This window comes from Dyadobacter sp. 22481, assembly GCF_052044875.1.
In the GTDB taxonomy this organism is placed as follows: Bacteria; Bacteroidota; Bacteroidia; order Cytophagales; family Spirosomataceae; genus Dyadobacter; species Dyadobacter endophyticus.
This window is the reverse complement of sequence record NZ_JBQENV010000001.1, coordinates 2041728-2060244: the sequence shown is the minus strand read 5'-3', so window position 1 is coordinate 2060244 and position 18517 is coordinate 2041728. Positions and strand designations below refer to the sequence as shown.

18 protein-coding genes are annotated in these 18517 nt (G+C 50.1%); 12 read left to right on the top strand and 6 right to left on the bottom strand.

The features are described from left to right. Window positions 1–83: 83 nt before the first annotated feature. The 3 genes from ACTJJJ_RS07980 to ACTJJJ_RS07970 form a co-directional block, all read right to left on the bottom strand. A complete protein-coding gene (locus ACTJJJ_RS07980) occupies window positions 84–653 on the bottom strand; it encodes a Crp/Fnr family transcriptional regulator (protein ID WP_426294171.1) in 570 nt (189 codons plus the stop codon). A gap of 44 nt (window positions 654–697) precedes the next feature. Beyond that, window positions 698–1501 carry a DCC1-like thiol-disulfide oxidoreductase family protein gene (locus tag ACTJJJ_RS07975; protein ID WP_440701718.1) on the bottom strand — a complete coding sequence of 268 codons (804 nt, stop codon included), beginning with the start codon at window positions 1499–1501 and terminating at the stop codon, window positions 698–700. Between the two features lie 80 nt (window positions 1502–1581). Beyond that, a complete protein-coding gene (locus tag ACTJJJ_RS07970) occupies window positions 1582–2088 on the bottom strand; it encodes a GbsR/MarR family transcriptional regulator (protein WP_188928814.1) in 507 nt (168 codons plus the stop codon). 169 nt (window positions 2089–2257) lie between these two features. Here ACTJJJ_RS07970 and ACTJJJ_RS07965 point away from each other — a divergent pair, with 169 nt between their 5' ends. Beyond that, window positions 2258–3436, top strand: a complete 1179-nt coding sequence (locus ACTJJJ_RS07965) for a PQQ-dependent sugar dehydrogenase (RefSeq protein WP_426294172.1) — start codon at window positions 2258–2260, stop codon at window positions 3434–3436. A 24-nt stretch (window positions 3437–3460) separates the two neighbouring features. On the opposite strand, the gene ACTJJJ_RS07960 is transcribed toward ACTJJJ_RS07965, so the two are convergent. Then, the gene (locus tag ACTJJJ_RS07960) at window positions 3461–5386 is read right to left on the bottom strand and encodes a pectinesterase family protein (protein WP_426294173.1); all 1926 of its coding nucleotides are present in this window, start codon (window positions 5384–5386) and stop codon (window positions 3461–3463) included. A 129-nt stretch (window positions 5387–5515) separates the two neighbouring features. Between ACTJJJ_RS07960 and ACTJJJ_RS07955 the strand changes: the two genes are divergently transcribed. The 5 genes from ACTJJJ_RS07955 to ACTJJJ_RS07935 all read left to right on the top strand — a co-directional run bounded on the left by ACTJJJ_RS07955 (window position 5516) and on the right by ACTJJJ_RS07935 (window position 12204). After that, a complete protein-coding gene (locus tag ACTJJJ_RS07955; protein WP_188928821.1) occupies window positions 5516–6187 on the top strand; it encodes a CAP domain-containing protein in 672 nt (223 codons plus the stop codon). Window positions 6188–6451: 264 nt separating this feature from the next. Continuing rightward, window positions 6452–7654: an acyltransferase family protein gene (locus ACTJJJ_RS07950; protein WP_426294174.1), complete on the top strand. Its 1203-nt coding sequence runs from the start codon at window positions 6452–6454 to the stop codon at window positions 7652–7654. Continuing rightward, a complete protein-coding gene (locus tag ACTJJJ_RS07945; protein WP_188928825.1) occupies window positions 7651–8799 on the top strand; it encodes a serine hydrolase domain-containing protein in 1149 nt (382 codons plus the stop codon). Before ACTJJJ_RS07950 ends, ACTJJJ_RS07945 begins: the two co-directional genes overlap by 4 nt. Before the next feature lie 111 nt (window positions 8800–8910). Further along, entirely contained in the window at window positions 8911–10425 is a 1515-nt protein-coding gene (locus tag ACTJJJ_RS07940) for a sulfatase-like hydrolase/transferase (protein ID WP_440701696.1), read from the top strand. A gap of 9 nt (window positions 10426–10434) precedes the next feature. Continuing rightward, on the top strand, window positions 10435–12204 hold the full coding sequence (locus ACTJJJ_RS07935) for a sulfatase-like hydrolase/transferase (RefSeq protein ID WP_426294176.1): 1770 nt from the start codon (window positions 10435–10437) through the stop codon (window positions 12202–12204). A gap of 5 nt (window positions 12205–12209) precedes the next feature. Here the strand turns inward: ACTJJJ_RS07935 and ACTJJJ_RS07930 are convergent, their stop codons facing one another. Next, window positions 12210–13652 (bottom strand): sulfatase family protein, encoded by a 1443-nt coding sequence (locus tag ACTJJJ_RS07930; RefSeq protein ID WP_426294177.1) that lies wholly within the window; start codon window positions 13650–13652, stop codon window positions 12210–12212. A 132-nt stretch (window positions 13653–13784) separates the two neighbouring features. Between ACTJJJ_RS07930 and ACTJJJ_RS07925 the strand changes: the two genes are divergently transcribed. The 5 genes from ACTJJJ_RS07925 to ACTJJJ_RS07905 are packed head-to-tail and all read left to right on the top strand — an operon-like array spanning window position 13785 to window position 16156. Beyond that, window positions 13785–14108: an ArsR/SmtB family transcription factor gene (locus ACTJJJ_RS07925; RefSeq protein WP_426294178.1), complete on the top strand. Its 324-nt coding sequence runs from the start codon at window positions 13785–13787 to the stop codon at window positions 14106–14108. Window positions 14109–14111: 3 nt separating this feature from the next. Next, window positions 14112–14579 (top strand): SRPBCC domain-containing protein, encoded by a 468-nt coding sequence (locus ACTJJJ_RS07920; RefSeq protein WP_188928834.1) that lies wholly within the window; start codon window positions 14112–14114, stop codon window positions 14577–14579. Between the two features lie 6 nt (window positions 14580–14585). After that, entirely contained in the window at window positions 14586–14969 is a 384-nt protein-coding gene (locus ACTJJJ_RS07915; protein WP_188928836.1) for a DoxX family protein, read from the top strand. Between the two features lie 12 nt (window positions 14970–14981). Beyond that, entirely contained in the window at window positions 14982–15554 is a 573-nt protein-coding gene (locus ACTJJJ_RS07910) for a YdeI/OmpD-associated family protein (protein WP_426294179.1), read from the top strand. 35 nt (window positions 15555–15589) lie between these two features. Continuing rightward, on the top strand, window positions 15590–16156 hold the full coding sequence (locus ACTJJJ_RS07905) for a DUF4256 domain-containing protein (protein WP_426294180.1): 567 nt from the start codon (window positions 15590–15592) through the stop codon (window positions 16154–16156). A gap of 61 nt (window positions 16157–16217) precedes the next feature. Here the strand turns inward: ACTJJJ_RS07905 and ACTJJJ_RS07900 are convergent, their stop codons facing one another. Then, window positions 16218–17879, bottom strand: coding sequence for a serine hydrolase domain-containing protein (locus tag ACTJJJ_RS07900; protein WP_426294181.1), 1662 nt, complete (start codon window positions 17877–17879; stop codon window positions 16218–16220). Window positions 17880–18181: 302 nt separating this feature from the next. On the opposite strand from ACTJJJ_RS07900, the gene ACTJJJ_RS07895 reads away from it, so the two are divergent. Then, on the top strand, window positions 18182–18514 hold the full coding sequence (locus ACTJJJ_RS07895) for a hypothetical protein (RefSeq protein ID WP_188928844.1): 333 nt from the start codon (window positions 18182–18184) through the stop codon (window positions 18512–18514). Window positions 18515–18517 lie beyond the last annotated feature (3 nt).

Sequence of the window (18517 nt, the reverse complement as noted above, 5' to 3'; positions counted from 1 at the left end):
TTTGTCATTGTTTTGTTTTGAACAGGACAAATGTCGGATCTGCCGAAACCGAAAACATTTACAAATGTTGAGACTTTTAAAAATTACATTTCCGCGCGGATGCGGCTGAGCTGGGTGGGGGTAATGCCGAGGTACGACGCGATTTCGTGCTGTTTGAGGCGTGGTTCCAGATTGGGGTATTCTTTCTGGAAATTGAGGTAACGCGTTTTTGCATTGTCGTACCGAAAAGAAATTTCCAACGGCTCCTTTTCGATGATCCAGTGCAGTTCCATGTAGCGGATATAGAATGCAGCAAGGTCGCGATGCTTCTCGGTGAGCGTTTTAAAGTCGTAGAAATTGTATTCCAATGTCTCAGCAGGTTCGAGCGCCCTGATCGCGAAAATGCTGGGAGAGTTTGTGAGCATAGCGGGCAAAGAACCGGCAAAATAGTTTTCGGGAAAGAACCTTTTGATGACGATGTCCCCCTCCGGCGACGCATAATACTGAGAAAAAAGCCCTTTAACGACAAATGCGACAGTTTTAGGTGTTTGTCCTTCGCGCAAAAAATACTCGCCTCTTGCGTAGGAATGCGGCCGGAGAAGCTGGGTCATATCCTCCATCGCCTCTTCCGAGAGTGTGCCATAAGTCCTGAACTTCGCGCGGAACTGTTCCATTGGTATTTTGCTGGATGGGCGAATATAAGTTTCTGCCGCGGATATCAGGATATCAAGTGTATTGAAATTAAAAGGACGATAACGCGGTACAAAACCCAGGTGGCGGTTGGCAAATAGCCTAATCCAAGTAATTTACACCTGCGAAGGTGTTCCCGGATCATCAGGAATACCACTGGTAAAAAGCATAATCCGGCAATGTACCATCCTGTTCTGAACCAAACGCAAAGGAGGGTGGAAATCAGAAATATTAATGCACCGGCCAGTGAGATGGTCATTAAATTGCCAAGATAATCCCACATTTTGTCCTTCCGGTAAAGAAAAATCACCGAGGCTTGGAGGAGAATATGCCCGGCATTGATGGCCAACTCCCGGCTTATCGCGCCTTCGGGGTAAATTCCCGCCAAAAGCCAAGGGAAAGCGCCCAGTATACAGGACGTTACCACCCATGCAAATACCAGCCACGCAACACGATATTTAATATTGAAAGTCGGCTGATACCCAAATTGATTTTCAGAAACCTGCGCCGGGACGATCACGCGGCGGTTGTAGGAAACGAATGCATAAGCTTTGCGGGCCAGCCACAGAAACGGTTTCCAGCCAAGCAACGGCGCAAAGAAAGGCACGGCGTTCCCGCATACTTTCAGCAGGCTATCGACACCGTAGGTCACTTCACCTGTGGCCTGGTTCACCAGGGCGATTTCGTTGACGGCCCGCTGCCAATCGAGATTGGGGCAGGCTGCATCGGTATATTGCTGGTATGCCTCGCGACCATTGGCGTCCAGCAGTCCGGTGCGGACAAATGCGCGGGTGTACAGGTTGCACATCGGGCATTCGGCATCGTAAAGAATGAGATGGTTGTGTAGTGTTTTTATTTGTATTGTATGTTTTGAATTTTCAGAAAAAAATGAAAGTTTGCTTCAAAAAAATATTACTTGAACATTTTGAAAATACCACCCCAAAACCAGTTCTCTTCCGCACCGAGCATGGTTTCAAGGGTTTTGTCGACGTTCTTAGCCAGTTTGTTGATGTCGGTAACCGACTTGTTAAATGTGGCGAATTCCGGGTCCCTGTCGTCGCCGGTAACCTTTGACAGCTCATCAAGAACCTTGATAACCGGTTCCAACTCACGCTTGCGACGTTCTTTGGCCACTTGTTTTGCGATGTTCCATACGTCTTTATCGGCAAAGAAGTACTCTTTTCTTTCGCCCGGTTTATGCTGTTTTTCGATCAAACCCCATCCGATCAGGTCGCGGAGGGTCATATTGGCATTACCTCGGGAAATGCGCAATGTTTCCATAATTTCCTCGGTCGTAAGCGGGTCAGGGGAGATCAGAAGCAACGCATGAACCTGGGCCATGGTGCGGTTAATGCCCCATTCAGAACCTAGTTTGCCCCATGATTCGATAAATTTCCTTTTCGCTTCTTCGAGTTCCATATTTCAAAGGTAGCAATGTATTTAAACTTTCAAAACTTTTTGAAAGTTTAAATACTCAACATTGATGTGATGCCGGTTATTACCGCCGCGGGAGTAAATCCGAAATGCATTTGACTTGTAAAGCCGGCAGGAAATCTGCCGGTCCTTTTTACGTCAAATCTGATACGCCATGAAACGTTTCGTCCAAAGCAGCCTGGCAGGCTTTGCGCTATTGGTTACCTGTAATGCATCGAGGCCACATGAGCCTGGCCAGGACACAGCGGCGGCCGTGAAGGTCGTGGAGGCTTTCCCCAGGCTGCATTTCAATAATCCCGTCGACCTCACCCATGCGAACGATGGTACGGACCGCCTGTTCGTGCTGGAACACGAAGGAACGATCCGGGTTTTTGAAAACGCGGCAACAACCGGGGCGTCCAAGGAGTTTCTGAATATCAAGAAGCTGGTCAGTTATGGCGGTGAAGCCGGCCTGTTAGGCATCGCTTTTCACCCCGATTATAAGCGTAATGGTTATTTTTTTCTAAACTACACCACCAAGGTTTCAGGAAAGCTGGAAACGGCCATTGTCCGTTATCAGGTGAGTGCCAAGGACCCCAACCGCGCTGACCCGGCCACTGCAACGGTGCTTTTTACATTCGACCAGCCTTACGACAACCATAATGGGGGCGCTGTCAAATTCGGGAAGGACGGCTACCTCTATATTTCGACGGGTGACGGCGGAAGCTGGGGCGACCCAAGCAACAACGGCCAAAACAAAAGTGCCTGGCTGGGCAAGATCCTGAGGGTGGATGTAGACAGCAAAACAAAGGGGAATTATGGAATCCCGGCCGATAACCCGTTTGCGGGGAATAAGGAGGGGTTCAGGGAGGAAGTATATGCCTATGGCTTGCGTAACCCGTGGCGAATCAGTTTCGACGAGGCCACCAACACGCTCTGGGCAGGTGATGTAGGGCAAAACAAGCGGGAGGAGATCGATATCATCGTTAAAGGCGGCAACTACGGGTGGCGGTTGAAGGAAAGTGTGGATTGTTACAATCCCAAAAGCGACTGCGGCACCGAGGGGCTTATCGATCCCGTTCTGGACCTGCCGCAGGCTAATGGCGAACACTCCATTACAGGCGGATATGTATACCGCGGCAAAGCGGTGCCGGCGCTGGAAGGCAAATACGTATTCGGAGACTACGTGAGCGGACGGCTTTTTGCTTTGGAAACCAGAGACGGCAAAGCCATACAAAACAGTGTGATTGCCGAAGGGGTAGGGCAAATATCCGCCTTCGGGACCGATCAGTCGAATGAACTTTATATCTGCAATTACACTACCGGCAAGATCATGAAACTGGCCAGGCCCTGACGATTTTCGCAAGATCCATTATTGTTATCTGTGCGCGGTGGCAGCCTGGCCGAAAACCCGGTCCAGAAAACCCTGGATGGTGGCCAGCGTAGGTTCGAACCACGGCTCGAAAAACATGAAAGTATGCGGAGCGTCGGCGAAAGTCCGGACTTCGCTGTATGTGCCGAATGCATTCAGCTTTTTGATAAAATCCTCCCTGCCCGCGTGCATACGGTATACCGAGCTGTTGATAAACAGAAACGGAGGGGTTCTTGCGCTCACGTGCGTAAGAGGAGAGGCTTCATTCCATAAATCGGGCCGCTCGGCTTTGGGATACCCAAACCAATAGGTGGCAGCGGAAATCGATTTAGAATCGTCACCCTCACCCGATTCGGGGTGAATGAAAGCCAGCGTGCCGTCGAGGTCGATTACAGCCTGAACGGCGCTGGAAGCGTCTTGTTCGCGGGCTATGCCCTCAAATTTGGGATCGCCATTGGTCGCACCGACAAATGCCGCGAGTTCTCCGCCGGCCGAAAAGCCCAGAATGGCGATGCGGGCTGTATCGATGCCGGGGGCGGTGGAGCGAATCCAGCGTACGGCAGCTTTCAGGTCATGCACTGCGGCAGGGTAGAGGGCGTGGGTGGAGAGGCGGTAATCGGCTGTGATACATACGTACCCTTTGGCTGCCAGCTTGCGCGCGAGCGTGTTGTTATGCGTGCGGTCGCCCGAGCGCCAGCCTCCGCCGTGCACCATCAATACCGCAGGTTGCGGCGTTTTCCCCTTTCTCTTAGGCCTGTAAATGTCCAAAAGCAGCTTTTTCCCGTCAGGCGTCGTGCGGTAAAGTACATTCCTGATGACCTGGACCGAGGCGGGCAGAGTGGAGTCAGCCATGCGGATACTCGGGTGGCGGGTGATCTCGTGCCGGTAGGAGCCTTTCACCGAAAAGCTGGTGTCGGGGATGCCCGAAGGCTGTAAACGCAACTTTTTGCCCGGTACCCAACCGGAAAGAATGTTTTCGAGCGTGTATTTTTCCCTATCGCGCGCAGTGAGCTGTATCGACCACGCTGCCCGCGCGTCCGCATTGGCGCCCGGGCCGGTGCTGTTGTATTCGGCGTAGAATACGGTCTTTTCCTTTTCGGGGAACATATTGTCGCCCTTCCACGGGTCCCAGCCTTCTTTTACAATATGGCTCCCCATTTCCGTGTCGATAAAAACGGTTTTGGCAAACGGCCGCCAGGGCCGGCCCAGGTATACTTTGGTTGCTTCATCGTTGGCCGTTAGTTTACAATTGAAAAAAACATAACCATACGCTTGCTCGCGGGTGGTGGAGGCGGCGGTAATGTACGAGTTGGTGAGGCTACGGATGGTGCAATTCTGAAAAACGGCTGTTGCTTCACCAAAAATGAAATCGGTAGTACCGGTAATGAGACAGTCCTTGTAAAAATTCCTGCCGTCTTTGGAGGTGTACAACGTGTCCTGGTTGCCCAGGATCCGGCAATTGTAGACCTCGATCCGGTCGCCCTCGGTGGCCAGCGCTACGGCCTGGCCGACGCGTCCCGCAGTATTTTCGATGGTAAGGTTTTGCAGGGTGCAGTCGTTGGCTTGCACCAGTACCGTGTAGGATGTGTAGGTACTGAATTTTGCATTGCCTGTAAAATCACGGTTAGGGAAATCCTTGCCAGAATAGTCATTGTTGCTAATAACGGTATGCTCAGCGCTCTCGCCGATAAGCGTAATGTTCTTTTTCCAGGCAGGTATCACGAGCTTTTCGCGATACGTTCCGCTTTTCACGTTTATTGTGGCGCGTACCTGCGAATGGTCGCGCACGGCATTGACGGCCTCCTGGATTGTCCTGAAATCGCCGCTTCCATCCTGTGCGACAGTGAATTGCTGCTCAACGGCTTGTACCTGCGCATAAACGTGCAGGTGGAGGAGCAGCCAGGCCAGCAGGAGACCGATTTTCTTTGACATATTCAACGGGTTTGCTTTTATCAATACAGTCAGCGAAGGTACCGCTACACCGCAAAGTTTTTTTAATATTATTTTATTATTATTTTTCATTTGTATTGTTCTAAATGATTGAAATCATTTTACAACCTAATGGAAACCCTGATCGTTTTCGCCCTCTATTTATATTCGCATTTATGGTTTGACCTGCATAAAACGCAGTATTATGCAGTGGAAGAGGGCCGTTTTTTTGCTTTGCCAAAATCGAACGAATTGATCCCGTTGCAAAATCCGGATACATTATTTCTGGATGCGGCTGTCTTTCATGCCAGTAACGAAGTGAGGAGACAGCATGGTTTGCCGGCATTTCAATATGATCCCGGTTTATATCTGGCCTCGTCAGGACATGCCACCTCGATGGTGTACCGAATGTTTTTTAATCATACTAATCCGTACAGTCCCTACGAACGTACCGCTCAGCGGCGGGTTGAATTGTATACTAAAAGATTTAAACGTATCGGCGAAAATATAGGAAAATATCAGACAGTTGTAAGTGGTGATTTCATGATCGCGCGATGGAACCGCCGTCAGAACCAATATGAGTTTTTAAATGAAAGCGATAATAAGCCCTGCATTCCGTTCACCTACGCGGCCTATGCAAGATTTGTAGTGGAGCAATGGATGGCTTCGCTGCCGCACCGCAATAATCTGTTGAATCCCGCTTATACTTACCTGGGTTGCGCTGCGAGGTTGTCGCCCGAACCCTATCTGCATAAAAAAGCCCCTTACGCAAGTCTGGTTCAGAACTTCGGCGGCGAGCGTTAAATTTTCTCTTTTCTTCTTTCAAGCCACAATTATATTAAAGAATGCAACACCGCTAAATAAATGGGTGTCCGTTTATTTAAATGGATATGCTCACTAATCGCATTGATATTGTGATAAGTAGCGTGCCGTAAACGTATAGGCATTAAAATTGACTTTGTACCTGGTAGGTTCCGTTAATTTTTTGTTTGCTAACTTTAATATTTTTTGAATTTCTATTCTGCTGCCATTTTCCGGTTCGGAATCGAAACATCAACTAGCTACTCAATGATAGAAAATTTTACCGCACCCAGGAAAAAGGTCGCAAAAACTACTGAACGTATTTTCGGATTAGATCTCATGCGTGCCGTATCGATACTGATGGTTTTCCTTTCTCATTCGATGGCATTGAACCCCCTCGATCGTTATTTTCCATTCGGCTGGCTGGGGCTTGGTGTAGAGGCTTTTTTTGTGCTAAGCGGCTTCCTGATCGGACGCATTATATTACGGACTGTGCTGCAACCCGGGATTTCCTGGGAGGCAGTGAAAGTTTTTTGGGTAAACCGATGGCTGCGGACTTTACCAGCGTATTTGCTTGCAATTGCCATTTACTATTGCTTTTATTCCGATATGCGCAACATTATTTTTTATGTGTTTTTTGCGCAAAATCTGCTTACTCCCGCTCAGGGCTTTTTCCCACATTCATGGAGCCTGGCAGTCGAAGAATGGTTTTATTTGACCTTCCCTTTGGTATTACTTGCCGTTGCCGCCATATCGGGAAACCGCGGTAGCCGGTACCGCATTTACTTGACAACGATTGGCGTTTTTATCTTCACCGGGCTTGTTACAAAGTCCATTTACCACTGGATGTACCATCAGGACTTGTTTACGTATTTTTTGAATAAAGGCCTATTGATGCCCAGCTGGAAGACTTTTGTCCCGCCTACTGGTGACTGGGACAGCATGCGCAAAATGGTCGTGTTCCGAATCGATGCGATTGCTTACGGCTGCCTTGTGGCCTATATTCTCGAAAAGGGTAATATGGCCTACAAATCTCGGGTGTGGTTATTTGCAGTGGGTGGTATGCTGCTGCTGCTGTGCTTTGAGATTATCCAGCATACGATCGCTGGCAGTAAGATCAATTATTTTGTAGATGTGCTATTGCTGCCGATGTTTTGTCTTACTTTCGCGCTGATGTTGCCTTATGCAATTTCATGCCCGCGTCCGGGAAATACGTTGGTGAAAATCGTTTCAAATGTGAGTCAGACGTCCTATTCTTTCTACCTGATGCATTTCCTGGTTTTAGACTTTGTCATTAAATGGTATGAAAACAGTGAGGCGGCTGGTTCGGGTTGGCAATGGTTGTTTTTTTTAGGAACATATATTTTTATTTATTTCATAGCTTATTTAATGTACAAATTCGTAGAATTGCCGTTTATGAATTACAGAAAAAAACTATTCCCGAATTCTGTGCACGTAAGCAGGTCATGAAACAAATTTTTACACTACTATTAATTCTTACGACGGTATTTTCCTGCGGACAGAAAAATACGCCCCAGCCATTGCCCGAAGACCCTGACGATGGTGTCGATACCGGGTGCAAAACTTGCCCCGGAAGTGGTTTTTCTCAACTCGATTCTACGCCCATTCCTATCGCCGACCGCGATATCAGAAGCATTTTCTTCAAGGACGGGCAGGCAGGCAATTTACCCGATCTTTCTCCCTACAAATACCGCAACCGTCTGGATTTCTATAACTTCCTGAAATCGCATTCAAAAGATTACGATAACAACCTGATGGTGTACATCGGTCGTCGGGATACGACCGAGTTCTGTTTCCGGATGGGGCAATACAATGCAGATACCAGACTGCCGATCATGTCCGCCTCGAAAGCGGTTACGGCGGCGGTGATCATGAGTATTGTAGAATCGGGCAAACTGACGCTGGACGACAAAGTGAGTAAATACATTCCTTCTTTCAACAACGAGAAAAAGGACATTACGCTCAGGCAGTTGATGTCCCATACTTCGGGTATTTTGGTGGAATCGCGGTTCGACAGCCGAAGTGACCTTACCCTCGCGCAGAATGTAGACAGTATCGCCCTTCGCACACAATTGCTTTTTGCGCCCGGCAAGCAGGCCCAGTACGGGAGTGTCGCCTATGCCGTAGTGGCACGGGTTGCGGAGGTCGTCGAGAAGAAGACCTGGGCGCAGATCTTCCAGGAACGGGTAGGGGTTAAATGCGGCATGAAGGACGTCGTATATAGCCCCGGCCATCCTTTGAACCCCGAACCTGGCTACGGTATCGAGTGCTCGATGAACGAGTACCTGCGTTTTTTGACTATGATCTACAACAAAGGGACATACAACGGCGTGCGTGTTTTGAAGGAGGAGTCGATCGCCATTATGGAGCAGGATAACAGCAACAAAGTCGATCCTACCTACGGGCTGGGGTTGTTCCGGTACGAAATCCAGAACGGGGTATCTACCGAAGTGGCCTGCCTGAGCGCACGCGGCGTACATGCGTGGGTGAACCGGTCAAAGAATTTCTATGGGTTGATCTTCACCCAGGCAGGTTTCGAGAAAACAATATTGACAAACCTGGCCTTCCGGGACCTGGTGAGAAGGAAGATGTGACGTTTGAGCGTACAAAATGGTGGTACAGTGCCGCAAACCCCGCGTTGCGGGTTTGTAAACCCAAGTAAAATGGTGGGATAAGTATGTAAATTAGTACCCAACCTTTTGTTTGTGTTTAAACCCAAATTCAAACCCACTTTGAAAAGCCTCACAAGTCTGCACTGGCTGTGGGCCGTCTTGCTGGCCGCACCTTTGTTCTTCCAATACTTTCCTGAAAAACAAACGGCAGACAAACCTGCCGCAAAACCCAACATCCTTTTCATTTTCGCCGACGACCAGCGGGCCGATGCCCTGGGAATAGCCGGTAATGCGGTGGTTAAGACGCCGAATATCGACCAACTGGCAAAATCAGGCGTCCGGTTTGCAAATTGCTATGTTATGGGCGGGCATCACGGAGCCATTTGCGCGCCCAGCCGGGCGATGCTCATGAGTGGAAAAAGCCTGTTTCATGTGTACGATGTGCTGGACGGCGTTCATACCATGCCGCAGTATTTTGCTGAAAACGGGTACGAAACTTTCGGGACCGGTAAGTGGCATAATGGTGCAAAAACTTTCGAAGCTTCGTTCCAGAAAGGAAAGGCGGTCATGCTGGGCGGCATGAGCGACCATTTTCAGGTGCCCGTCCGGGATTTGAACAATGGCAAACTCGGCGAACCGGTGACAAAGGGCTTTTCGACCGACATTTTCACGGAGGCTGCGCTTTCCTATATTGATGAATATGCAAAGAGCAAAAAGGCTAATCCTTTCTTCTGCTACATTGCCTACACCGCCCCGCACGACCCACGCTCGCCGCGTGAGGACTACATCGGCAAATATCCCGAAAAGGACATTCCGCTACCAGGTAATTTCAAACCCGTGCACCCGTTCGATTATGGTGAGGCGCAGGTAAGGGATGAAAATCTGGCTCCCTGGCCCCGTACGCCGGAAATTATCAAGGCCACATTGTCGGATTATTATGGGCTGATCAGCCACCTGGACGCCCGTGTGGGCGACATTATCCGCTCGTTGAAGGAAAAGGGCCTTTACGAGAACACGATCATTGTTTACGCCGCCGACAATGGCCTGGCTGTGGGTAGTCATGGCTTGCTGGGCAAGCAGAGTTTATACGAGCATAGCATGAAAGTGCCTTTTATTATTACGGGGCCTGGTATTCCAAAGGGCCAGGTATCCAATGCGCTGGTGTACCTCTATGATATTTTCCCTACGCTGGCATCGGTAACCGGCATTCCCAAACCCGGCGCGGTGGACGGCAAGAGTCTTTCGGAGGTAATCAGCGGGAAGGCCAGAAGCGTGCGTGAAAGCAGTTTTACAGCCTACCGAAACCTGATAAGGGCAGTGCGGGACGATGAATGGAAGCTGATTCGATACCCGAACCGGGACTATACACAGCTTTTCAACCTCAAAAAAGATCCGCTGGAACTGGAAAACCTGTCGGGAAAAGCAGCATACCGCCAAAAAGAGGAAAGTTTGAAAAAGCTCCTGGTCCAATGGCAGCAGCAGACCGGCGATACCGTTGCCTACACTGCGAAAACGATCCTGCCCATGAAGTACGAGCCCGAAAAGTTCGAGCGCATTATGGATAAGAACCAGCCCAAATACACGCAGGACAAATATTTTAAAAAGTAGCTGTTGAAAATGAAAAATGCCCGCATCATCCGCACGACGCTTCTGGCACTGTGCGCGACATTGTTCTGGAATGCAAACGCCCAGGTGCACCCCAATATCGTTTTCATCCTGGCCGACGATCAGGGGTGGGGCGATTTGAGCATCAACGGCAATACCAATGTCCGTACCCCCCATATCGACAGGATCGGGAAGGAAGGGGCGCAATTTTCGCGGTTTTACGTCTCTCCGTTGTGCGCTCCCACGCGCGCGGGCCTGCTCACGGGGCGCTATCATTACCGTGCGGGTGTCTGGGGCGTTTCCAACTCGCGCGAATTTATGAACCTTGATGAGGTTACTCTGGCAGATTTGCTCAAAAGCGCCGGCTATTCCACCGGCTGCTTTGGTAAATGGCATAACGGAAGTCAATATCCCTACCATCCCAACGGGCGCGGGTTCGACGAGTTTTACGGAATGCTCAGCGGGCATTACGCCAATTACTTCAATACGACCGTCGACCATAATGGCGAACCTGAAAAAAGTACCGGCTACATTGCCGACGATCTGACCAGCAAAGCCATTGGGTTTATTGAGAAAAGCAAGAAGGCGGGTAAGCCATTTTTTTGCTATATACCCTACAACACGCCGCATTCGCCCTTCCAGGTGCCGGATGAGAACTACAACAGGGTAAAGGTGCGGGGTATCAAACAGTTCAGCGATAACAAAGGAGAGGAGGATGGGGAGACGACCATTACCGCGCTGGCGATGTCCGAGAATATCGATGATAATGTGGGCCGGATCTTAAAAAAGCTCGACGACCTGAAACTGACCGACAATACGATCGTCATTTACCTCAGCGACAACGGCCCCAACTCCTGGCGCTGGAACGGCGATATGAAAGGTCGGAAGGGCACAGCTGGTGAGGGCAGCGTGCGGGTACCGTTCCTCATCCGTTGGCCGGGCGTGATCCCCGCCGGGAAAGTGGTAAATGGCAATGCAGCATATATCGACTTGCTTCCCACCTTGATCGAACTGACGGGTGTCCCAACTAAGAAAAGCGGCAAACCACTCGACGGGATCAGCCTCCAACCTGCATTGACGAAAGTGGCCGAACTGCCCGACCGGTTGCTGTTTTTATCCATTAACAAAAATAACAGCGTAAGAAAGGGCCACTACCTATATCAGAGCAATGAATTATATGATCTTGCCGCCGATCCGGCGCAACAGCATAACATTGCTTCCGGGTGCCCCGGACTGGCCGACAGCCTCCGCACCGCATTCGACAATTGGTATGCGGATGTTTATAAAAATATTGATTCTACGCGTTCGCTGCCAGTGGGTTACAGCCAGTTTCCAAAGACGGTGCTGCCTTCCCAGGACGCTATTCTGCACAAGTCGGCCAGAGGCAGCCTCTCATACAGTGCCTCCGCGCCAAACTCTTCCTGGATCTCAAACTGGTCGGACACCGCTTCTTACGCGAGCTGGAATGTGGAAGTGCATACCACTGGCAGGTATCAGGTGAACATCCGCTACACCAGCGCCGACGCGGGCGACGCATTCACCATTGCTTTGAACAAAAGCCACATCTCCGGCAGCATTCCCGTAGCATTCGATCCTCCGCTGATCCCCAGTCCTGATCGTGTAAAGCGAACTGCGGAATCTTATGAAAAAGAGTTTCGGACACTGAAAGTTGGTGAAATGAGGCTGGAAAAGGGTAAAGGCGAGCTGAAATTGTCGGCCACTGAGCTGAAAGGCGGCAAGTTCGCTGATATTCGCTCGGTAGAGCTGGTGCTTTTGAAGTAGCAACATCAAAACGGCCCCTTCACATTAATGCGGTCTGCGTGCTTTGCGGCGCCGGGCATTTCGCCACGCTTGTCCTTCGCGGGTAATGCTTCACCGGTTTCACGGTCGTACCAGTCGGGAGTGAGGTGTTCGGGGACGGTGTCGCCGGTGTCGTTTTGCCACAGAGCGAGCACCTTTTTCAGTGTTTGTATTTGTTGGGAATAGGTATGGTTTCCGAGCAGGTTTTCAACTTGCAATGGATCTTTAAAATTGTCAAAAAACTCCTCCGAAGGCCTTGGTGTCGTGAATGCATCTTCTTGCAACGGGCTTAGCTTGCCGGATTTACGGGCGGCTTTCAATGCTTTGGCCGATGGGCTCTGGTTGGCGTCGATCGGGCCGCCATTGTCGAGTTTCGGCCTTTTATTCATGATGTACAAAAAATCCTTCGTACGCACTGAGCGCTCGTAAGCTTCGTAATCGTGCCAGTTGTGCTCGGCGAAAACGTATTTCCTGAATTCCAGGCCCGGGTTTTTGAACAGGCGAGCGAAGCTTTTTCCCTGAAACGTAGGTCCGGCATCGATACCTGCCAGCGCCAGTAATGTCGGTGCAATATCGACGGTGCTGACCAGGCTTTGGCAGGTTTGGCCCGCCCCGATACCCGCGGGCCATTTGACGAGAAACGGCGTTTTAATGCCCGCGTCGGTCAGGCGTGTTTTGCTTCCGGGGAACGGGCGGCCGTTATCGGCTGTGAAAATGATAAGCGTATTCTCCGAAAGCCCCTGCGCGGCGAGCTCCTGTTCGAGTTCTCCCACACAACGGTCGAGGCGGGCTATTTCATTGTAGTAGGCCACCAGATCCTGCCTCGTTTCACGGGTGTCCGTGAGCGTGGGCGGTACCTCTACGTCGCGGTCGGGGTCGTGCTGCGGGCCGTTGGTGGTGGCCGACCACGGCCGATGCGCGTCATAGGGAGACAGCCAGAAGAAGAATGGCTTGTTTTTGGGTCTGGATTTCAGGAGGTTAATCCATTGTGCTTCACCACCTTCACCATTCTGTGCCTGATTGACCAGCAGCGTGTCGTAAGCGCGGCGGGTATTGGGGCCTTCGTGCCATTTGCCGGCTAATGCGGTGTAATATCCTTTTTGTTTCAGGAGTTCGGGGAAGTATTTCAAATGCGCAGGGAGCGGTGAATGAAGCTCGGCAGCGCCTGTATTGTGCGGGTACCGACCCGTAAGAATGCTCGTGCGGCTGGGGCTACATGAGCTGGCCGTCAGGAACATGTTGGTGAACTTGATTCCCTCGCGTGCGAGCCTGTTAAGGTTAGGCGTCTTCACCTTGCCGTTACCATAAGCACCAATATCGTCCCAACTGATGTCGTCGCCGATGATGAATATAATATTGACCGGCTGCGCCGCGTGTGCGACAATGCCTAACAGGAAGGTTACAACCAGAAGAAAATAGCGCCGCGTCATATTTGCCGGATTAGTTGAAAAAGCCCAATACGCTCGCAAAAAGCCATTTAACTATTAATTTTTCAAAAAAATACATAAAAAATTTGCGTAGTTAAGTGACTACATATAAATTCGTAGCCAAATAACTACGCAATGAACCTGAGACGAGATGTATTTCAAGCCATAGCAGACCCTACCCGAAGGGCCATATTGCTACTACTGGCATCGCAATCCCTGACGGCAGGGGCGATTGCCTCGAACTTCGATACGGCCAGGCCTACGGTTTCCAAGCACCTGCAAATTCTCACAGAATGCGAGTTGCTGAACCAGGAGCAAACAGGTCGGGAAATTTACTATCACTTAAATCCCAAAAAAATGAAAGAGATCGCTGACTTCATCGAGCCTTTCCGGCAAATGTGGGATGACCGGTTCAACAAGCTGGAATCCATTATGAAAAACTATCAATCCAAAAAATAGAACATGGAACGGAAAACGAAAATCAATGCTGAAAACGGCAGGCAGGACCTGGTGATCACCCGCGAGTTTGATCTGCCGCTGGACTTGCTCTTCAAGGCATATGTGGAGCCGGAGATCGTCGAGCAATGGATGAGCACCAAAGTTGTGAAACTCGAAAGCAAACCCCACGGCGCCTGGGCATTCGAAACGTCCGATGCGGGGGGCAATGTGGTGTTGAGGATGAATGGCGTGATCCATGAATTTGTACCGGAGCAGAAGATCACGCGTACGTTCCAGATGGAAAACACCCCTTTCCCGGTTCAACTCGAATTTCTCGTATTCGAAAGACTCACCGACGAGACCAGTAAGCTCACCATGCAGATCGTCTACAAGTCGCCCGAGGACCGCGAGGCAGCGCTGAAATTACCTTTCGCGGCGGGTATCAATATGGCGCATAACCGGTTGGAGCAAGTTGTCAAACAATTAATATAAACAGCAATGGAAAAGAGAAAAAGAATCATTTACTGGATTTTTACCGCCTGGCTCGCGCTTGGAATGACGTCTACCGGCATTGTGCAGCTCATGAAAATGCAAAAAGAAGTGGATATGTTCGCACACCTGGGCTATCCCGAATACCTGCTGACGATTATCGGCGCCTGGAAAATTCTGGGTGTGGTAGCAGTACTTATTCCTAAATTCCCGCTTATAAAAGAGTGGGCGTACGCCGGTTTTTTCTTTTGTATGACAGGCGCGATCGTCTCGCATATGGCACTCGGCGACCCCATCGGCGAGGTGGCGCCGCCACTTTTGCTGCTGGTATTGACGGTGATATCCTGGTATTTCCGGCCCGCCGGCAGACGACTGATCCCTGTTCAAATCTAAATACACATGATCATGAATACCAAAGTCGATGCATATGTGGTCCAGGCCAGGCAATGGCGGGACGTGATAGAACAGTTGAGAACCATCGCGCTGGACTGCGGGCTGACGGAGGAGTTTAAATGGGGAAAGCCGTGCTATTCGTTTGAAGGTACCAATATCGTTGTCATTCAGGGTTTCAAGGCCTATTGTGCGCTGCTGTTTATGAAAGGCTACTTGCTGAGCGATCCCGAAAATGTGCTGATCAAAACCGGCGAAAACACGAAAGTAGGACGGCAGATCCGTTTTGAGACGGCACAGGACGTGCTAGCGTTGGAGCCAGTCCTCAGAGCTTACATCCGCGAGGCGGTTCAGGCAGAGCAATCGGGCTTGAAGGTGGAAATCGACAAGTCGTTGCCGGCGCCGACCGAATTACAAGACACATTCGACGAAATTCCCGCATTGAAAAAAGCTTTCGATGCATTGACACCCGGGAGGCAGCGGGCATATATCATCTATTTTTCCGCTTCCAAACAATCCCAGACCCGCCAGCTGAGGATCGAAAAATCCATCGAACGCATCCTGAACGGCAAAGGTTTGAACGACTAGCGTTTTTAGTGAATTAATTTAAAGCAAAATATACTATGGCCATTGATAAAAAAGAACTCTCGACGGGAGGTCGCAACGAACTGTTTAAAACTTTAAAAGCACGTTTTGAAAAACACAAAAGCCGCCATGAAGGCATTCAATGGGCCGATGTGGACGCCAGGCTGAATGCAAAAAGTGAAAAATTGTGGTCGCTCGACCAGATGGAGCTCACTGGCGGCGAACCGGATGTGATCGGTTTCGACAAAAAAACCGGGGAATACATCTTCTGTGATTGTGTGGCGGAAAGTCCCAAAGGCCGCCGTAGCCTCTGCTACGACCGCGATGCCTGGAATTTCAGAAAAGAACACAAACCCGAAAACACGGCATTGGACGTGGCTGCGGAAATCGGTATCGAAATCCTGGACGAAGAAGAATACCGGCACTTGCAAACGCTCGGTAAATTCGACCTCAAAACATCGAGCTGGATCAAAACCCCCGCCGACATCCGCAAACTCGGCGGCGCGGTGTTCTGCGATCGCCGGTACGACACGGTTTTCTATTACCACAATGGTGCCGAATCATACTACGCGGCCAGGGGCTTCCGCGGCACTTTGCGGGTTTGACAGGACATTCATAAAAAAAGGGGCCCGTTTGTGCATTTACAGACGGGCCCCTTTGCGTCGCTCAATCTGGGTGCGTTCGCGAAGTAGGTTTGGTTTTTTCGAACCGCAGGCCCAGCGTCCGGGCTGTGGTCAATTCAAGCGCGGTAATTGTATTCTCTCCGTTTCTTTTAAAAAGCAGGTCGGTTTTCAAATCCGGAATCAGATATCGGTCGCGGGAGCATGGTATTAGTGTATAACGTGCCCCGCTCACAAGTTGAAGCTCCGGCCCCGTTGCCGATTCTGTGATTTCTATTGGCGCTCCAACCTCGTCGGAAAGGTATCTACCGGCATAATCCCGAATTGGCGTTTTTATCGCAGTGCTATCCACCAGGTAGTACGCCATCGGTTCGGTCGAAGGTGGGGTTACAGTTAGCCCGCCTGCATGATCGAAGGCGAGGAGTATGTTAAAAAAATAAAACCGCTGATTGATAATAGGTTCCAGTGGAATGTCCGACAGAAGCAGGCCATCTTTGCCGAGCGCAATATCGACATCCCGCATGGACTGGGCACTCTTGTAGAGCCCTGCAAGTCCCTGCAACTTTTTAGGGTCTATCTGAACAATTTCTGACTTTTTGCGTGGAAAAGCGGCGAGATCCTCCGGTTTTGCCAGAATTTGCAGAACGGCCGTCGCGGGATTGAAACCGATGGTATCCAACATGGAAGTATTGCTGAGCCACGCGATCGATAGACCGAGTGCGGGCGAACAGATCAATCTGGCGCGGTAAGCGGCCGTGGCTCCGCCGTGATGAAACGTGGGTTTGGCGAGATTATGTTCAATAAAGAGCCCTGCGCCGTAGTTGTTAATGTCCCCGTTGTTGAGTGTATCCAAAGCAGTTTGTTTGTTCAGCAATGCCGCGCCGTATAGCTTGCCTTCTGAATAAAATGCGGTCCATTTCAGTAAATCTTCGGCGGTTGTCAGCAAGCCGCCCGGGCCGTGAACGGCGTTGTCCGGCATAAGTGTACGGAACCTTCCTTTGACGATCTCGTAAGCCTGGCTGCGCCCGGGAACCACTTTGCCATAATCATTTCGCCACTGGGAATGTGTCATACCGGCCGGCCCAAGGATATGTTTCCGTGTAAAATCAGCGAAAGACATTCCGGAAACTTTTTCGACAATGAGCGGGAGCAGAATGTAATTGGAGTTGCTATACCGGAATGCTTCGCCTGGCCGGTTGTTGATACTTTTCTGTCGGCAAATGATGCGAAGCGCCGCATTGTTGTCCATCACGCGCAGCACCAGCGGGGAGCCTGCAAACTCTGCGATGTCACTCCATTCACGCAACCCGCTGGTATGATGGATCAGGTGGCGGATCAAAATCGGCTCGCCGTAGCGGGGAAATCCGGGGATGTATTTATCCACCGGGTCGTCGAGTTTCAATTTTCCCTGTTTTTCGAGTAACAAAACTGCCGCTGCCGTGAATTGCTTGGAGACTGACCCAGCTTCGATAAGAGATGCTGTTGTCAGCGAAGTGCCGGTTTCAAGATTGGCCATTCCCCATGCTTTCGAATAGACGACCTGCCCGTTGACACTTACAGCCAGCTGGCCGCCCGGCTTATCAGGGGAATAGCATTGAAAGAGGCTGTCGATTTTTTGTTGGGTACCGCTCAGATCGCCCTGGGCAAGTGAATTTGTGTGGGTCACCAGAAAGATAGCGGGCAAGGCAAGGAGCTTGTATGGCTGCATTTCAGATACTTTGAAAGGTGGTTAGGATAGCCGACTCGTTTAAAGTAATCCGTCGGAATGACTTGATGCATTTGGATTTGTTAATATATAAATTAATTCAATATAGCAACACTTCTGTTTTGCTCATTAGTAACCCTGCGTTTATTTTTTTTCTGAATCAGCCAATTCTTTGCAGCCATTTCGCCGTTTCGATTTATATTTGTGAAGTTTATTTAAACTAATTACAAATAATTTCTTGCAAATTTCTCATAACCAATAGCTAAGATACATTTCTTCACCGAATGCGTCTTCGAACCAGCCCTATGTTCAGTACCATTTGTTTACTATTTCTTCTCGGGTTCATGTTCTGGATGAACACCTCCAAGCGAATTTCCTGGCCGGGTAAAAATGAGGTAATGGCCAATTTGGCCGACAATCCATTGTACAGCCGGTGTGCGGCGGGCGCATTGTTCTTAATTGCCACCGGGCTATGCATCAGCCTGCTCGGGGTAGGGAGCGGCTTGTTCGCTTCGATCGTGATCCTGATGATGACCGGCTCGGTGTCGGTGCTGTTTTTTCCATTTCGTTACTTCGGTTCGGTCGGAGTTGCGATACTTTACTTGTGTGCGGTGACGCTCGAACTTGTTATCCATTGATTT

What these genes read in the sequence shown, in the direction of transcription:
- ACTJJJ_RS07980 (WP_426294171.1), bottom strand. Translation starts at nt 653, where the DNA reads ATGGAACAGTTCCGCGCGAAGTTCAGGACTTATGGCACACTCTCGGAA.
- ACTJJJ_RS07970 (WP_188928814.1), bottom strand. Translation starts at nt 2,088, where the DNA reads ATGGAACTCGAAGAAGCGAAAAGGAAATTTATCGAATCATGGGGCAAA.
- ACTJJJ_RS07965 (WP_426294172.1), top strand. Translation starts at nt 2,258, where the DNA reads ATGAAACGTTTCGTCCAAAGCAGCCTGGCAGGCTTTGCGCTATTGGTT.
- ACTJJJ_RS07960 (WP_426294173.1), bottom strand. Translation starts at nt 5,386, where the DNA reads ATGTCAAAGAAAATCGGTCTCCTGCTGGCCTGGCTGCTCCTCCACCTG.
- ACTJJJ_RS07955 (WP_188928821.1), top strand. Translation starts at nt 5,516, where the DNA reads ATGGAAACCCTGATCGTTTTCGCCCTCTATTTATATTCGCATTTATGG.
- ACTJJJ_RS07950 (WP_426294174.1), top strand. Translation starts at nt 6,452, where the DNA reads ATGATAGAAAATTTTACCGCACCCAGGAAAAAGGTCGCAAAAACTACT.
- ACTJJJ_RS07945 (WP_188928825.1), top strand. Translation starts at nt 7,651, where the DNA reads ATGAAACAAATTTTTACACTACTATTAATTCTTACGACGGTATTTTCC.
- ACTJJJ_RS07935 (WP_426294176.1), top strand. Translation starts at nt 10,435, where the DNA reads ATGAAAAATGCCCGCATCATCCGCACGACGCTTCTGGCACTGTGCGCG.
- ACTJJJ_RS07930 (WP_426294177.1), bottom strand. Translation starts at nt 13,652, where the DNA reads ATGACGCGGCGCTATTTTCTTCTGGTTGTAACCTTCCTGTTAGGCATT.
- ACTJJJ_RS07925 (WP_426294178.1), top strand. Translation starts at nt 13,785, where the DNA reads ATGAACCTGAGACGAGATGTATTTCAAGCCATAGCAGACCCTACCCGA.
- ACTJJJ_RS07920 (WP_188928834.1), top strand. Translation starts at nt 14,112, where the DNA reads ATGGAACGGAAAACGAAAATCAATGCTGAAAACGGCAGGCAGGACCTG.
- ACTJJJ_RS07915 (WP_188928836.1), top strand. Translation starts at nt 14,586, where the DNA reads ATGGAAAAGAGAAAAAGAATCATTTACTGGATTTTTACCGCCTGGCTC.
- ACTJJJ_RS07910 (WP_426294179.1), top strand. Translation starts at nt 14,982, where the DNA reads ATGAATACCAAAGTCGATGCATATGTGGTCCAGGCCAGGCAATGGCGG.
- ACTJJJ_RS07905 (WP_426294180.1), top strand. Translation starts at nt 15,590, where the DNA reads ATGGCCATTGATAAAAAAGAACTCTCGACGGGAGGTCGCAACGAACTG.
- ACTJJJ_RS07900 (WP_426294181.1), bottom strand. Translation starts at nt 17,879, where the DNA reads ATGCAGCCATACAAGCTCCTTGCCTTGCCCGCTATCTTTCTGGTGACC.
- ACTJJJ_RS07895 (WP_188928844.1), top strand. Translation starts at nt 18,182, where the DNA reads ATGTTCAGTACCATTTGTTTACTATTTCTTCTCGGGTTCATGTTCTGG.